This is a genomic window from Aquimarina sp. AU474 (genome assembly GCF_900312815.1).
Taxonomy (GTDB): domain Bacteria; phylum Bacteroidota; class Bacteroidia; order Flavobacteriales; family Flavobacteriaceae; genus Aquimarina.
Genome location: NZ_OMPE01000002.1, coordinates 19532 through 35029, shown reverse-complemented (window position 1 = coordinate 35029; position 15498 = coordinate 19532). Strand labels below are relative to the sequence as shown.

Annotated in this window: 14 protein-coding genes; 8 read left to right on the top strand and 6 right to left on the bottom strand. The window is 33.3% G+C overall.

Annotation, left to right across the window (positions count from 1 at the left end):
- The first annotated feature begins 99 nt into the window (after positions 1-99).
- From DK508_RS00165 to DK508_RS00135, 7 genes are all read left to right on the top strand, one after another.
- Positions 100-1272 carry a 2-isopropylmalate synthase gene (locus DK508_RS00165; protein ID WP_109298716.1) on the top strand — a complete coding sequence of 391 codons (1173 nt, stop codon included), beginning with the start codon at positions 100-102 and terminating at the stop codon, positions 1270-1272.
- Between the two features lie 65 nt (positions 1273-1337).
- Positions 1338-2720, top strand: coding sequence for a 3-isopropylmalate dehydratase large subunit (gene leuC, locus DK508_RS00160; protein ID WP_109298715.1), 1383 nt, complete (start codon positions 1338-1340; stop codon positions 2718-2720).
- A 4-nt stretch (positions 2721-2724) separates the two neighbouring features.
- Complete coding sequence (gene leuD / locus DK508_RS00155; protein WP_109298714.1) at positions 2725-3312, top strand: 3-isopropylmalate dehydratase small subunit; 588 nt, start codon at positions 2725-2727, stop codon at positions 3310-3312.
- 18 nt (positions 3313-3330) lie between these two features.
- Positions 3331-4446, top strand: coding sequence for a 3-isopropylmalate dehydrogenase (leuB, locus tag DK508_RS00150; RefSeq protein ID WP_109298713.1), 1116 nt, complete (start codon positions 3331-3333; stop codon positions 4444-4446).
- Positions 4447-4618: 172 nt separating this feature from the next.
- The gene (locus tag DK508_RS00145) at positions 4619-5338 is read left to right on the top strand and encodes a hypothetical protein (RefSeq protein ID WP_109298712.1); all 720 of its coding nucleotides are present in this window, start codon (positions 4619-4621) and stop codon (positions 5336-5338) included.
- A gap of 12 nt (positions 5339-5350) precedes the next feature.
- Positions 5351-5578: a putative signal transducing protein gene (locus tag DK508_RS00140; RefSeq protein ID WP_109298711.1), complete on the top strand. Its 228-nt coding sequence runs from the start codon at positions 5351-5353 to the stop codon at positions 5576-5578.
- A 3-nt stretch (positions 5579-5581) separates the two neighbouring features.
- Positions 5582-5785 carry a hypothetical protein gene (locus DK508_RS00135; protein WP_109298710.1) on the top strand — a complete coding sequence of 68 codons (204 nt, stop codon included), beginning with the start codon at positions 5582-5584 and terminating at the stop codon, positions 5783-5785.
- Here the strand turns inward: DK508_RS00135 and DK508_RS00130 are convergent.
- Together DK508_RS00130 and DK508_RS00125 are read right to left on the bottom strand one after the other, a co-directional pair.
- Positions 5782-7338, bottom strand: a complete 1557-nt coding sequence (locus tag DK508_RS00130; RefSeq protein ID WP_109298709.1) for a GMC oxidoreductase — start codon at positions 7336-7338, stop codon at positions 5782-5784. The genes DK508_RS00135 and DK508_RS00130 overlap by 4 nt on opposite strands.
- Positions 7335-9185, bottom strand: coding sequence for a fatty acid desaturase (locus DK508_RS00125; protein WP_109298708.1), 1851 nt, complete (start codon positions 9183-9185; stop codon positions 7335-7337). Before DK508_RS00125 ends, DK508_RS00130 begins: the two co-directional genes overlap by 4 nt.
- 86 nt (positions 9186-9271) lie before the next feature.
- Here DK508_RS00125 and DK508_RS00120 point away from each other — a divergent pair, with 86 nt between their 5' ends.
- Positions 9272-9871, top strand: a complete 600-nt coding sequence (locus tag DK508_RS00120; RefSeq protein ID WP_109298707.1) for a TetR/AcrR family transcriptional regulator — start codon at positions 9272-9274, stop codon at positions 9869-9871.
- A gap of 1 nt (position 9872) precedes the next feature.
- Here the strand turns inward: DK508_RS00120 and DK508_RS00115 are convergent, their stop codons facing one another.
- From DK508_RS00115 to DK508_RS00100, 4 genes are all read right to left on the bottom strand, one after another.
- Positions 9873-10736, bottom strand: a complete 864-nt coding sequence (locus tag DK508_RS00115) for a DUF4249 family protein (RefSeq protein WP_109298706.1) — start codon at positions 10734-10736, stop codon at positions 9873-9875.
- An 11-nt stretch (positions 10737-10747) separates the two neighbouring features.
- Positions 10748-13390, bottom strand: coding sequence for a TonB-dependent receptor (locus DK508_RS00110; RefSeq protein ID WP_109298705.1), 2643 nt, complete (start codon positions 13388-13390; stop codon positions 10748-10750).
- Between the two features lie 35 nt (positions 13391-13425).
- On the bottom strand, positions 13426-14412 hold the full coding sequence (locus DK508_RS00105; RefSeq protein WP_160114500.1) for a FecR family protein: 987 nt from the start codon (positions 14410-14412) through the stop codon (positions 13426-13428).
- A gap of 182 nt (positions 14413-14594) precedes the next feature.
- Positions 14595-15497 carry a DUF4249 domain-containing protein gene (locus tag DK508_RS00100; protein ID WP_109298703.1) on the bottom strand — a complete coding sequence of 301 codons (903 nt, stop codon included), beginning with the start codon at positions 15495-15497 and terminating at the stop codon, positions 14595-14597.
- Position 15498: the final 1 nt, after the last annotated feature.

Here is a 15498-nt window from a genome sequence, read left to right as displayed (position 1 = left end):
AATATAAATTCGTAAGAGATTAATGAAACATCTGCTGATAATATTTCAAAAAGATGTTGTTTTAAACGAAGCACTAAATTCATAATTCACGCAATTCCTATGAGTGATAATAAAGTACAAATATTTGACACGACCTTAAGAGATGGAGAACAAGTCCCAGGTTGTAAATTGAACACGAAACAAAAATTAGTTATCGCCAGACAACTTGATTTACTAGGTGTTGATATTATTGAAGCTGGGTTTCCGGTTTCTAGCCCAGGAGATTTTGCTTCTGTAAATGAAATAGCAAAAATAGTTAATAATGCTGTAGTATGCGGACTTACTAGAGCTGTCGAAAATGATATCAAGGTAGCTGCAGAAGCGCTTAAATACGCAAAAAGACCAAGAATACACACAGGAATAGGAACATCAGAATCCCATATAAAATATAAGTTTAACTCAACTCAAGATAAAGTTATAGAACGCGGTGTTGCGGCCGTTAAGTATGCTAAATCTTTTGTTGAGGATGTTGAGTTTTATGCAGAAGATGCTGGTCGCACCGGCAATGAATTCTTAGCGCGAGTTTGTGAAGCTATGATCAAAGCCGGGGCGACCGTTCTTAATATTCCAGATACTACGGGATATTGTTTACCCGAGGAGTATGGAGAAAAAATCAATTATCTAAAAGAAAACGTAAAAGGGATTGACAATGTGATTATTTCTTGTCATTGTCATAATGATTTAGGATTAGCTACTGCTAATTCTATTGCAGGAGCCGTTCATGGTGCGCGACAAATTGAGTGCACGATTAACGGAATTGGTGAACGTGCTGGTAACACCTCTTTAGAAGAAGTAGTTATGATTATGAAGCAACATCCTTATTTAAATTTAAATACGGATATCAATTCTAAATTATTATACGAAACTAGTCTTATGGTATCAGATCATATGGGTATGATGGTACAACCAAATAAAGCCATTGTAGGAGCTAATGCTTTTGCCCATAGTTCTGGGATTCATCAAGATGGAGTTATCAAAAATCGAGAAACATACGAAATTATCGATCCGGCTGAAGTTGGAGTTACTGAATCAGCCATTGTTCTCACAGCCCGAAGCGGTCGAGCGGCATTAGCCTACAGAGCGAAAAAGGTTGGGTATGAATTAACCAAACTTCAGCTGGACGATGTGTATAAAGAATTTCTAAATTTTGCAGATTGCAAAAAAGAAGTAGTGGATGAAGATATTCACTTAATCATGAAAAATACTAACGTAACTGCTGCTATAGTAGCCTAACCATAAAACATCTTTATAACAGACCTGTTAGGTTTTTACTCCCGACAGGTCTAAAAAGTTAATTAATGAAGAAAACCTTATTTGATAAAGTTTGGGATGCACATGTAGTAAAAGAAGTCCAAGATGGCCCTCAGGTATTATATATAGACAAGCATCTTATCCACGAAGTAACTAGCCCACAAGCGTTTGGAGAACTAGAACAACGTGGAATTCCTGTTTTTAGACCTAATCAAATTGTTGCAACAGCAGATCACAATACTCCAACAGTAGATCAGCATCTGCCTGTAAAAGATGATTTGTCTAGAAATCAGCTAAGTAGATTAACCGCAAACTGCGAAAAAAATAACATAACACTCTATGGCTTAGGCCATCAATACAATGGTATTGTACATGTCATAGCTCCTGAATTGGGTATTACACAACCAGGAATGACTATGGTATGCGGAGATAGTCACACATCTACTCATGGTGCATTTGGTACCATAGCTTTTGGAATAGGTACCAGCCAAGTAGCTCAGGTATTTGCAAGTCAATGTTTACTACTTCAAAAACCAAAAAGTTTACGAGTAAGTGTAAACGGGACATTAAAACCAGGTGTATTACCAAAAGATGTTATCCTCTATATTATTGCAAAATTAGGCACCAATGCAGGTACAGGATATTTTTGCGAATATGCGGGTAATGTATTTCAAGAAATGTCTATGGAAGGTAGGATGACTGTTTGTAATATGAGTATCGAGATGGGTGCCAGAGGCGGTATGATTGCTCCTGATGAAATTACTTTTGAATATGTAAAAGGTAGAAAATTTGCTCCCCAAGGAGAAGAGTTTGAAAAAAAAGTAGCCTATTGGAAAACGCTACCTACTGATGAAGGTGCTGTTTTTGATAAAGAATATCATTTTGATGCTGCAGATATCGAACCGATGATTACATACGGTACAAATCCAGGAATGGGTATAAAGATTTCTGAAAATATTCCTGTAGAACATAATGCTTCTTTCGAAAAATCATTGGCGTACATGAATTTTGAAAAAGGACAATCACTAATTGACCAAAAAGTAAACTTTGTATTTATTGGTAGTTGTACCAATAGTAGAATAGAAGATTTTAGAGTAGCTGCTCATTTCATTAAAGGAAAAAAGAAAGCCGATAATGTAACAGCATGGTTCGTTCCGGGTTCACAACAAGTTGCGCAACAAATTGTATCGGAAGGATTAAATGAAGTTTTTGAAGAAGCTGGTTTCAAATTAAGGCAACCAGGTTGTTCTGCTTGTCTTGCAATGAACGATGATAAAATTCCTGAAGGAGAATATTGTGTTTCTACTTCCAACAGAAATTTTGAAGGTCGTCAAGGACAAGGAGCAAGAACCATTTTAGCAAGTCCTTTGGTTGCTGCTGCGACTGCTATCGAAGGAAAAATTATTGACATCACTAAACAATTGAATTAATATCATGGATAAGTTTACAAAACTAACATCCTCTGCAATACCATTATCTATAGAAAATGTAGATACAGATCAGATCATTCCAGCACGTTTCTTAAAAGCAACTAGCCGTGAAGGGTTTGGAGAAAACCTATTTAAAGATTGGAGATTTCAAAAAGATGGTAGTATAAACTCAGATTTTGTATTTAATAATTCGACATATAAAGGGCGTATTCTTGTAGCTGGAGATAATTTTGGTTGTGGATCTAGTAGAGAACATGCAGCATGGGCAATACATGACTATGGATTTAAAGTAGTGGTATCAAGTTTCTTTGCTGATATTTTTAAAGGAAATGCCCTAAATAATGGAGTGTTACCTGTACAGGTTTCTCCAGAATATCTACAAGAACTTTTTAACGAAATAGAAAAAGATCCAAATACTAAGATTGAAGTTGATCTCGAAACTCAAAAAATAATCATTTCGAGTACAGGGTCTTCTTCAGATTTTGAAATTAATAGTTATAAAAAAACATGCTTACTGAATGGTTATGATGATATCGATTTTTTGATTAGTAATAAAGAAGCCATCGAAGTATTTGAAAATAATAGAACATAAAAAAACAGATCATAATTCATGAAATTAGATATTGCAGTATTATCAGGAGATGGTATAGGGCCAGAAGTAACAGCTCAAGCTATAAAAGCTTTAGAAGCTATATCTCATAGTTTTGATCATACCTTCTTATTCAAAGAAGCATTGGTAGGAGCTATTGCTATAGACAAAACTGGAACCCCCCTACCCGATGACACTTTAGAACTTTGTGTCAATACAGACGCCGTTTTATTTGGAGCTATCGGAGACCCAAAATATGACAATAATCCAAGTGCTCCAGTTCGACCAGAGCAAGGATTATTAAAACTAAGAAAAGAGCTTGGTCTATATGCCAATATAAGACCTGTAAAAGCCTATACAACCCTAATAGACAAATCACCACTTAAACCAGAAATTATTGGAGGTACTGATATTTCTATTTATAGGGAATTAACTGGTGGTATTTATTTCGGGAAAAAAGAATTAAGCGCAGATGGTACTGTTGCATCAGACTTATGTGAGTATTCTAAAGAAGAGATAGAGCGTATCGCGCATTTGGCATTTCAATCTGCGCAAAAGCGAAGAAAAAAGCTAACGCTAGTTGACAAAGCTAATGTATTAGAATCTTCTCGTCTTTGGAGAAAAGTAGTTACCGAGATTGCCAAAGCATATCAAGATGTCTCCTTAGATTTCTTGTTTGTAGATAATGCCGCAATGCAAATGATCTTAAACCCTAGTCAGTTTGATGTAATTTTAACCGAAAATATGTTTGGTGATATTATTTCTGATGAAGCCAGTGTTATTGGAGGATCCATCGGCTTGTTAGCTTCGGCATCTATTGGTGATAGCTGTTGTATGTTTGAACCTATTCATGGTTCGTACCCACAGGCAACTGGTAAAGGAATTGCAAACCCTATTGCTGCAATACTATCTGCGGCGATGCTATTAGAGCATTTTAATTTGATAGGCGAAGCTAATGCGATAAAAGATGCTGTAGAAAAAGCTTTAGAATTAAATCTAACTACTCCGGATCTAAATACTACGAATCCTTTGTCTACCGAAAAAGTAGGGGATTTTATAGCGGATTATATTTTAAATCCTGAAGATTCGAATATTAATTTTGAAAATATTCATGTAGGACAATCTACGATTATCTAGTATAATCATATATTCTGTTTTGAAAAAGCAACTGGTAATCGGTTGCTTTTTTATTTCTAGTACATCTTCAACAATCGTTAAAACGACTCAAAAATAAAATTTTAACATATCTAATTCTTTTAAAGCTATATGTTTATTCTTAATTTAGTGAAGCTAATGAAAAAGAAAAACCATGTTGTTTCCTAGAACTAATATCGAGCAAAAATTAAACAAATTAAAAGATAAAGAGTTTGATGCTAATACTTGGAGAGATCAGCTAGAGCAAATTTTCAAAAAAGACATGGACCATGAAGAAAGAATTCTACAGAACTTAGGTACAAAATCTAAAGAGGTTATAAATAATTTTAATTTTGATATTTTAGAAAGTCAACATATCTATCACCTGGATCAGATTAAAAAAACCTGTATTGACTATCGCTTACGATTTCTGGATTCTAAATATTTTAAAGGAAAGTTACCGGTTTCAGCGGTTTCTGCTATCAAAGAATTAGAGAAAATACATCAAACCGAAATCAATGGGTTTAAAATCATAGCGCCGTCAAAACTTTTTAAACTTGAAAATGCAGACGATCCCCTACTCTTTGCTCCCTTGGGTAATGATTATTTTTATTTAATTCATAAATGGGGAAATGATTTGCACCCATTGCGTAAAAGAGTGATGTGGTTTTTTAAAAGTTTTGAAAATTTACTAGTTCTTACGTTTTTAGTAAGTCTTTTACTTACTTTTATGGTTCCAAATGGTTTGTTTAGTAAAACAAACGATACCACAACCTTTATCATGATCTTTTTGTTCATGTTTAAATCTGTAGCTGCGGTAGTACTGTTTTATGGATTTGCGTTAGGCAAAAACTTTAATACAGCTATTTGGAATAGTAAATATTTTAATGCGTAATTATCATTTTATATGTTCCCTGAAAGCGAATACGAAAGAGTATATACCGGTAGTCTAATCAATGTTCAATTCTTACAAACATTACTTCAAGATAGTGGTATCAATTCTATTACTAGAGATGATATGAAATCTGGTATGCTTGCTGGTTTTGGCGGTGGTATTCCTGATCACATCCAACTTTTTGTAAAAAAGAATGATATAAAAGAAGCTATCCCTATTATCGAAAAAAGTTTATCCTAAGTTATGGAAGAGAACAATGAAAAAAATCCTCGTAGAACATGGGATTTAATGATTGGTATTGCACTGGTCATTTTCGGAAGCCTTAGACTTTATAATCGATTGCAAAATGATCAAGAATGGGGATTTAGAGCGATCTTAACGATATCCTTTGTGCTATATGGTGCTTTTTTAATTTTTCGACACTTTAAAAATTCTTCAAAAGATTAATCTTTCTTTTCCGGGATTTTACTCATTGCCAATTCTGTAATTGCGGTTATGGATAACGACGGATTTACTCCCGGATTTGCAGATATCATGGCACCATCACATACAAACATATTTTTATATCCAAATACCTTATTATCCTTATCAATCACTCCTTTGGTTATATCCGCTCCCATAACTGCACCTCCCAGAATATGAGCTGTAGAAGGAATTCCTGCCAGTGGTTCTAATCCAAATACCGTTTCTTTTCCTTTGGCTATTGATGCATATTGCTTTGCCAAATTCAAGGACTCAGGAATAAATGCTGATGGCTTTTTACCTTCGGCTACACTGGTATTCATTGTTCCAAAAGAACTTATTCCAAATTTTAATGTACTATCTAAGGTTTGCATAAATAACAAAACAGTGGTGCTTTTGGCCCAATCTCTTGATGTATATAATTTAAGATAAGATAGAGGATGTTTTATAAAACTTGTAACCATTTTTGCAACTCGAACTATAGTATTTTTACCATGTGTTAAGGGTAGATGTGATAAACGCCAAAACCCAGAGCCTTTAGCATACCTCACGATTTCTAGATGACTGTTGTCATCGGTATTAAGAATAGATCCTATAGCAACTCCTTTAGACATATCTTTTTGCCCATCAAGATTAGTTACACTTATCAAACTTTCGTTATTTGTTCTAATGTCATGACCCAAACGGTCGGATAATCTGGGCAATGATTTTCGTTTTAATTTTAATAACAACTTCACTGTTCCTAGTACTCCTCCAGAAAAAATAACACCGCCGGTTTTTACCGTTTTTTTAGTTTTAAACAATTTTGTTGAAGATTTAAATTTTACTTCATATCCCTCTCCGGCAGGCACTACGTCATATACTTTTTGCTCCGCAAGAATTTCTGCTCCTAATCCTTGAGCGAGATGTAAATAGTTCTTGTCTAATGTGTTTTTGGCTCCTACTCTACAACCTGTCATACATCCACCACAATAATTGCACCCCGTGCGATCTGGTCCTTTACCATCAAAATATGGATCTGAAACCGTTGTATTAGGTTGCCCAAAAAATACCGCGACATCGGTAGCTTCAAACTTATCTTCAATACCCATATTTCCTGCCAGTTCTTCTAATATCTTATCCCCATCAAAAAACTTTGGATTTTTTTGAGCACCAAGCATACTAAGTGCAGTTTTATAGAAAGGAGCCAATTCGGATTGCCAATCGGCCAAATGCCCCCAACTACCAGAAGTAAAGAATTCTTTTTTAGGCACTGGTAATGTATTTGCATAAACCAAAGATCCTCCACCTACCCCTGTACCCGAAATCACAACTACATGTTTAAAAAAAGACATTTTCATGATCCCAAACCATCTAAAAAAAGGCATCCATAGCCATTTCTTGAGGTTCCAGTTCGATTTAGGAAAATCTTTAGGTGCATACCATTTTCCTTTTTCGACTACCAATACCTTATATCCTTTTTGAGATAAACGTAGTGCACTTACAGATCCTCCAAAACCGCTTCCTATAATTACGTAATCATATGTTTCTGTATTCATGATCTTAAGGTTATATTAGTTTTGGCACGACAAATACAAGGTAAGATATATCCCTGATCTCGTTCATTTTGTAATAGTGCAATTTCGGTTGTAGTATTCCATACCACCTCTCCTTCATCCAGTTTTACTTTACATGTTCCGCACTGCCCCATTCCGCAAGCATAGGGTAATTCCTGTTTTTCTCTTATAGATGCTTCTAGAATGGTCTCGGCACTATCTGCAAAAAAGGATATTTCTCTTTGGTGTAATACCGATTGTATATTATGTTTCTTTCCCGAAAGTTGTTTTCTTTGAAAAGAAAACTCTTCTATCATGATTTGATGATCGGCAATTCCTATTTTTTGTAAAACTCTTTTTGAAGCATTCATCATCGGTAACGGGCCACAAATATAACACAGCATCTCGCTTCCCAAGTGTTCCAAATGCGTACACTGTTTCTCTTCAGTCAAGATATCTAACTCTATTATACAACTAAATTGATCTGGATACAACAATGATAACTGATCAAGATCTTTCTTGAAGATTACATCTTTAACACTTTTACAACCGTAAAGTAAGGTCACTTTGATATTTGAATTCGTTAAAACAAGTTTTAAAATAGAAAGTATAGGTGTAATTCCGCTTCCTCCTGCTATTAAAACTAAAGGAGTATTTATCTTTTCTGGTAAGACAAAATTGCCATAAGGTCCTGAGACACGTAGTTTATAATTTCTCTTTACTTTATCCAACAGATGATTAGATAGTTTTCCACCAGATACACGTTTTACTCCTACAGAAAGCATACCTGTTGATGGACTTTCACAAATAGAATAGCATCTACTAATGAATTCATTTTGTACATCATCAGAAATTACCACATATTGACCTGCCTTAAAAGTAAAAGGAATATTATCTAGGTTTTTAAAAGTAATTCTAATTGTATCGTGAGTCTCTACTTGTACGTTTCCTACTTCAAGAATATAACTCCAATTTTTTCCTGTAAGTAAATCCGTATAGGTGTTTTTCTTTTTTAAGAGATAAGCATCCTGATCTCTAAAACCTTCTATTGGAGATTTTTTCTCCAAAAGTTCTTTTTCATAATCCAAAAAACAACGTTTGTATTTGTAAAAAGGAACTCTAGGAAATAAATGATGCATTAAATGATAACTTTGATATAATGATACAAATTCAAGCCCTGGAATCGTAATTACCCTTGTATTATGATATTTTCCTGTATTATGATGAGGATAATGTGGTATCCAATCAAAAGAAAATGCCAATATGGGTGCTGCAATCAATGCAGATAAAATAAATACATATAATAATGCATATCCTTCACCAATAATTATAAATGTTCCCATTAGGAATATTATCAAAAAAGTAAAGAGTATAGATTGTCCACGAATTGATTTCATTGCGGGATCATTTTTACTGTCTTTACCTAGTGTTAATCCGAAGTAATGGCCAATTAACGTTGTACATCTAAAAAAGATAGATAAAGCATTAGATCCATTTACGTAATTATCAGGATCCTTTATTGGGTCGTTTGTATGTGCGTGGTGACGAAGATGAATAATCACAAATGCACAATATGGAAACATTAAAAATAATGAAGATACCCAACCCAATGTTTTTTCAATAAAAATGAATGATTTTACTCCTCCAGAAATATTACTATGACAAGCTTCATGAGCTATAGTAAACATACCATATGCCAAAATCGCACCTATACAAGAGGTCCATCCCCCCAATCCTTTTTTATACGCATACCACAAAAAACCATACCCAATTAAGAGGCCTAAAAATAAGAATATAGTCGGCCAAGCTACCTTTCCTGTATATTTTTGCCATACTGCTTGATTCTTCATGAAATAAATAATTAAGTTTGAAGTTAGAATAAGAATTTATCGAACTATTTAATCAAATATAGTTCGATTTTGATAAATTACCAAATATGGGAAGAAAATCTATTTCTAGAAACCGAAAGGAAAAAAGTAAAAAGGTCGAAAAGTGGACACAAGCAATATTGCCAAAACTGAAACATGCCGATTTAGGAAGTTTGACTATGGATGATCTTGCCATTTTAATGAACAAAAGTAAATCTACTATATATCAATACTTTACAACAAAAGAAGAGATTTTTGAGTATATCACCGAAGTACGCATAAATAGATTATATGAATATAAGAACGAGATAACCCAAGAAATTGTGCAACTTGATTATAGATATAGTACTCTGGTTAATATCCTAACCGAAGGAGCCAAAGATATCTCCGCTTTTTACCTAAGACAACTACAAAAGTATTACCCCACGGCCTGGAAAATTATAGAAGATTTCTTATTTTCCTTATTACAGGATTTAAAACAATTCTATATATATGGCATAGAAAGTAAACAATTCAAACCTGTTTCTACTGAGCTACTGATCAAAATGGATGAATTTTTTATCCTGAGGTTAATTACTGATGACACCTTCTTTAATCAAAGTAAAGAAACGCTAGAGTCTACTATAAAAGATTATATGTTTTTAAAGTTTGAAGGATTAATGAAGTAAATCAAAAGCTCAATTCTTCCTGTTTTTCTGTTAATCTAAAACCTGCAAATACACCATACCCATCTTCGCCAATAATATTTGAAGGTGGTATTATTGGTCTAAAAAAAGGATCTCCATCATCAGATCTTCTAGAGTTTATAAAATTTGCTTTTAAAGTATTATAAATCAACTCATCTGTATGGGCAACTTTTGTTGTAATTTCAAGGCCATTGTTTATATTCACTACAGTGCCATTAGAAATAACAGGAAATCCGTCTCCTGTAACATCAGTAGCAAATCTTTGCAGGTCAAAAAAAGCAATACCTAATTCTGCATCTGGTATCCCTGCAGGTTTATATTCGGCTCCTACAATATAAAAGTTATTTGAACCTGAGATGTCATCAAATTGTACCCTAAGATTCTCTCTTCTCTGACCAAACTCATCAATTCTAAAACCCAATGAAGTATTTATTTCTTCTACCTTTTCTACAGGAATAGTGCACGAAGCGGTAAACTCTTTTCCCTTAGCCGTAACTCTCAAAGCATATTTGTTTCCAGGTTCAATAGCAAATAAACTTGATGATATTATGTACCGTTTTAAAGTATCGTCATATATCAATTCTATTGTGGTCCCATTTTCATCTGCTATAGTCACCATGGCATCCTTAATAATTAAGCCATCTTCTGTTCCAAGATAGGCATCTAGGTTTTCATCAAAAATAGATCGAGTTTCTGAAACCGAAACCTTAATTCGATCTTCCTCTGGTGAAATAAATCCGTAAATAAGGACCAGTTCTTTTCCTTCAGGTTGTGCTATATTTTCATCCACAAACTCGGTACATCCTGAAAATATCAATATCATAAAAAGTAATCTATAGTACTTCATCTGTAATATTTTTAAAATTTCAAATTATAATTAAAGGATGGTACAAATTGAAAAACATACCCTTTACTTAATACTCTCCTATTGGTTTCTAAACCAGTATTTTCTACTTTATAAAAGAAAGGGTTTTTTCTTGCATACACGTTGTAAAATGAAAACCCCCAAGTTCGTTCTCGTTTGCGTTTTGTGGTTTTATGAAATTGCACTCCTAAAACCAACCGGTGAAAATCTTCACCTTTAAAGTTATTCTTTTCTTCATTAAAAACCGAAACACCAGGAATACTTCCATCTCCGATAGGAAAATCAGTAGTAGGATCAATACCTACTGTATTGGGAACATTAAAATTAATTCCTGAAGAAAACACCCAATTTGCAGATAGTGTCGTTTTCTTATTTGGTTTTTTTGGCCTATCCAACTTGTAAACTGTCACGAGTGAAATATCATGCCTTCTATCAAAACGATCTCGAAATTTTCTGCCCTGATTTAATTCATCAAATTGTCTTTCGGACCAAGACAATGTATATCCAAGCCAACCTGTAAACTTTCCTCTTTTTTTACGTAATAGAAATTCTGATCCATATGCCCATCCTTGACCAGTCGTTAAGCCATTTACAAAATCAACAGTTTGAATAGAACTTGCGATATTTGATAGATCATTGATAGTGGCAAAGGAAGCGCCTTCTTTAAATTCAATAATATCGTCCATTTTTTTATAATAAGCCTCTATAGTGGCCTCATACATATCTTCTCCAAAATCTTTGGCCAATCCTAAGGCTACTTGTTCAGAAAGCTGGGGCTTGAGTCCATCGGTAGAAGAGATCCATAAATCAGTAGGCAACCCCAAACCACTATTTGATAACCTATGAATGTATTGATTCATCTTTGCATACGAAGCCTTTATAGCCAATGTAGGTTTTAGACGGTAAGCTACAGAAAACCTAATCTCTGGTTTAAAATATACTTTTGACTTATGTTGAAAATAACTTAATCGCAACCCTGGATTAACACTTAGCTTTTCATTAACTTCCCAATTATCTTCTATATATAAAGCACTTTCAAATGTTTTGATTTTTTGAGTATTAGAAACATTAACGTCTTCACTATCTCTAATTGTAATCGCCTTGGGAGTAAAATTGTGATATGTAGAGAGCATTCCAAATTTCAAGGTATGATTTGGAGTAGGATAATAATTAAAATCTAATTTTAACCCATAATCATCAATTCCAGAATTAGAACTATTAAAAGAAGTATTATTAATATTACTCTCAAGTATTTCATTTTTGAACCGGTAGTTACTAAAAATTAGAGAAGTATTAGAAAACAGTTTATTGTTAAATTCATGATTCCATCGTAAAGTAGAAGTGATATTACCCCATTGTATTTTTTCATCGGTTTTGTCATTTACCCCCTCGCCCTCAAACCTTTCTTTCCTTTTATATTTATCTTCTCCAAAATACAGGCTCCAATACAGCTTGTTTTTCTCGTTAAAAACATGATGGATTTTTGTGTTTATATCACTAAAATTATAACTAATATCATTATTACTTTCTAAAAAAGGGCGCACCAATAAATCTAAATATGTTCTTCTACCACTCAATACAAATGAAGTTTTGTTCTTTTTAAGCGGACCTTCTAATAAAAAAGAAGACGAAATAAGGCTTAGATTCACATTACCTTTAAGCTTTTCTTTATTCCCATTCTTTGTATCAATTTTTACTACAGAAGATAACCTACCACCATAACGCGCTGGAAAGCCACCTTTATACATTTCTACTGTTTTTATAGCATCACCATTAAAAATAGAGAAAATACCAAAAAGATGATTTGAATTATACACAATAGACTCATCCAAAATAATCAGGTTCTGATCGGGTGTTCCTCCCCTTACATAAAACCCTGCAGATCCCTCATTACCGGATTTAACACCAGGTAATAGTTGTAAAGTTTTAACCGCATCTTTTTCTCCAAAAATAGCCGGGGTGTCTCTTATTACACCTGGAGTAATACTTTCGGAACTCATTTGGGTAATCTCGCTCTTTAAAGAACCACGATCCGAATTAATTATGATCTCATCAAGATATTGAGTATCTGGCTCTAAGCTAAAGTTAAGGTTGATATCTTTAGTAAAATCAATATTTTTAACAATAGGCTTGTAACCTATAAATGTAATTAATACTTCATGTTTACCTTCTGGTGCCGATAAAGAATAAAAGCCATAATCATTGCTAATGGCCCCTATACCTTGCTCTTTTATGTATATCGAAACATTACTTAAATACTCCTGACTACCTTCTTCTAGTAGATATCCGCTAAGTGTATATTTTTGAACTCTTTTATAAATCAAAAGCTTTTTACCCAAAACTTTAAAACGATAAAGTTTTGACGGAAACAAAACTCTAAGCACTTGATTAAGAGTTTGATTATTAGCATTAATAGATGTTTTCTGAGATAAGTCGATAGTATTACCCGAATAAGTGGTTGTAAATTCGAATTTACTTTCTAGCTCGTTAAGAATATCGGCTATAGAGATATCTTTCTTTACTAGGCTAACTTTTTTATTAAGAATAGTCTGTTGTGCATAACTGCTCAAGGATAAGAATGTAAGAAGTATAAACCACTTATTTACCATTTTCACTTTTACAACCAAATCAAACATTCAAAATATTTTAGTGCAATTATAAAGAATGTTTTTTACGAATTACAATTTCCTCCTTTAATTAGGATACGATTGGTTCCAATTTTTTGATGTGTAATATCAAACAATATGGTAAGTGTTTCTAAGACATCATCCAAAGATTCGTCTTCGAAGACCGATGTTAATGTACAATCTTTTAATTGTAGATTTTCAATAACCAGCTCAACATTGTAAAACTGTTCGATATCCTTAACTACATCGCTCATAACAACATCTTCAAATTTCAATACTTTAGATTTCCATGAAATAAAATTAGGATTATCATTTACTTTTTTAAGCAAAATTCCATTTGCCTTTGCTGTAACTTTATCACCTGGTAAAAGAATTTCTTGATTACCATCGGAAGTAAATTGCACTTTACCTGTTACTAAAACGAGTTTGGTTTCCTTAGTATTTGTATCTGTTTTTAAATTAAAAGAAGTACCCAAAACCTTAGTCTCGGTATTGTTAGTGCTCACCACAAATGGTTTTTCTGGGTTTTTGGCAACTTCAAAAAACCCTTCTCCTTTAAGTTGAGAAGCTCTTGTTTTTCCTTCAAAATCCTTTTTATATGTTAGCTCGCTACCTTCGTTAAGCCATACGACTGATTGATCAGGAAGTACAAATCTGTTTTCTTCACCAGTTTGTGCAATTAATGTAACATCGGCATTAAAGTAATTCATAAAATATGCTCCCAAACCGATAATGACGGCTATAGATGCGGCTATTTTTAAGAATGCTCTATTGTTTTCTTTAGTCTGAATATCTTTTTGAGAAGATGTATTTGAAGTAAATTTATCCCACTCGTCATTTACATTTATTTTATCAAAATCGTCTATTTCTTCTGAAGCCTTCCATAATTGTTCAACTTCTTCAAAATAGTTTTTGTTTATTTCAGATTGGGCAATCCAATTTTTCACAAACTTTCGTTCGTCCTCCTGCACATCATCTTTTAAATAACGTGTTATAATTGGCAGTATGTGATCTTCTTGTTCAATATTCATATTCAATTCTAAATCCGGTTCTAAAATAGCAAATAAATAACATATGCCCCCGATCATGCTTGCTTTAAAATAGTAAAGCTCTATTCTTTCTGTATTATTAATTACTTTTATTTAACGACCAAATTATTCGTCATTACCTCATATAACAAGAGAATGCCAAAAAAATGTAAGGTTCTTTACATTTAAAAGGTTATTTCTTTTTCGGTTAATTGATATCCGGCAAAAACTCCGAACCCACTTTCTCCTTCTATATTGGTAGGTGCAATAACAGGTTCAAAAAAAGGATCGTCCTCATTATAATCATTTAAAAATGTAGCCCGCAAAGCATCGTATAATATCTCTTCTGCATTTGCCACTTGTACATTCGCTTTACTACTTTGAGAATCAAAAAATTCGTTAAAGATACCATCAACAGTAACAACAGCATTTTCTCTATTACTATCAGTAGTAAATTGTTCAAACTCAAAATCCACATCAGTAACACTATCTTCTCCACTATTAAATGCTTGAGTTACCTTTGCCCCAACAATATAAAAGTTTCTTTTATCTGCTATATCATCAATTTTTAATTTTAGTTTTTTGTTTCCAAAAGAGTCAACATCATTATTGTTTGTTATTTCGCTTTCTATGTTTTCTACCAATTCTGATGGTATAACACATGATGACTTATAATCTTTACCTTCTGCCGTAACAGCTAGAAAATATTTTCTACCGGGTAAAATAGCTAAATCTGTTGCTGGTATTTCATAACTAAATGAAGTACTAGAATAAATCAAAGTTACTTGGTTATCATTTTCATCCGTAATCGTTACTGTTGCATTACTAATCACTAAATCAGCATTGTTAGTAATTGTACTTTCTGCTCTCGATTTAGATTTAGAAATTTGCACTTTTAATGTGGTGTCTTGTGGTGATAAATATCCATTGATTACCACGAATTGTTCTTTTTCTAATAAATCACTGGCATCTACACTTGTTTCACAACTAAGAAATGTAACCCACAAGGATCCAATTAGCAGATATTGAGAGTATTTCATTAATCTTTTTGTGTAATTTTTTAATGAGTTTGATTCGATTGATTTCATG

Bases quoted from the DNA above. Each gene is read 5' to 3' on its own strand.
- DK508_RS00140 (WP_109298711.1), top strand. From the start codon at position 5,351: ATGTTCCCTGAAAGCGAATACGAAAGAGTATATACCGGTAGTCTAATC.
- DK508_RS00165 (WP_109298716.1), top strand. From the start codon at position 100: ATGAGTGATAATAAAGTACAAATATTTGACACGACCTTAAGAGATGGA.
- DK508_RS00125 (WP_109298708.1), bottom strand. From the start codon at position 9,185: ATGAAGAATCAAGCAGTATGGCAAAAATATACAGGAAAGGTAGCTTGG.
- DK508_RS00110 (WP_109298705.1), bottom strand. From the start codon at position 13,390: ATGTTTGATTTGGTTGTAAAAGTGAAAATGGTAAATAAGTGGTTTATA.
- DK508_RS00120 (WP_109298707.1), top strand. From the start codon at position 9,272: ATGGGAAGAAAATCTATTTCTAGAAACCGAAAGGAAAAAAGTAAAAAG.
- leuB (WP_109298713.1), top strand. From the start codon at position 3,331: ATGAAATTAGATATTGCAGTATTATCAGGAGATGGTATAGGGCCAGAA.
- DK508_RS00100 (WP_109298703.1), bottom strand. From the start codon at position 15,497: ATGAAATCAATCGAATCAAACTCATTAAAAAATTACACAAAAAGATTA.
- DK508_RS00135 (WP_109298710.1), top strand. From the start codon at position 5,582: ATGGAAGAGAACAATGAAAAAAATCCTCGTAGAACATGGGATTTAATG.
- DK508_RS00105 (WP_160114500.1), bottom strand. From the start codon at position 14,412: ATGAATATTGAACAAGAAGATCACATACTGCCAATTATAACACGTTAT.
- DK508_RS00115 (WP_109298706.1), bottom strand. From the start codon at position 10,736: ATGAAGTACTATAGATTACTTTTTATGATATTGATATTTTCAGGATGT.
- leuC (WP_109298715.1), top strand. From the start codon at position 1,338: ATGAAGAAAACCTTATTTGATAAAGTTTGGGATGCACATGTAGTAAAA.
- DK508_RS00145 (WP_109298712.1), top strand. From the start codon at position 4,619: ATGTTGTTTCCTAGAACTAATATCGAGCAAAAATTAAACAAATTAAAA.
- leuD (WP_109298714.1), top strand. From the start codon at position 2,725: ATGGATAAGTTTACAAAACTAACATCCTCTGCAATACCATTATCTATA.
- DK508_RS00130 (WP_109298709.1), bottom strand. From the start codon at position 7,338: ATGAATACAGAAACATATGATTACGTAATTATAGGAAGCGGTTTTGGA.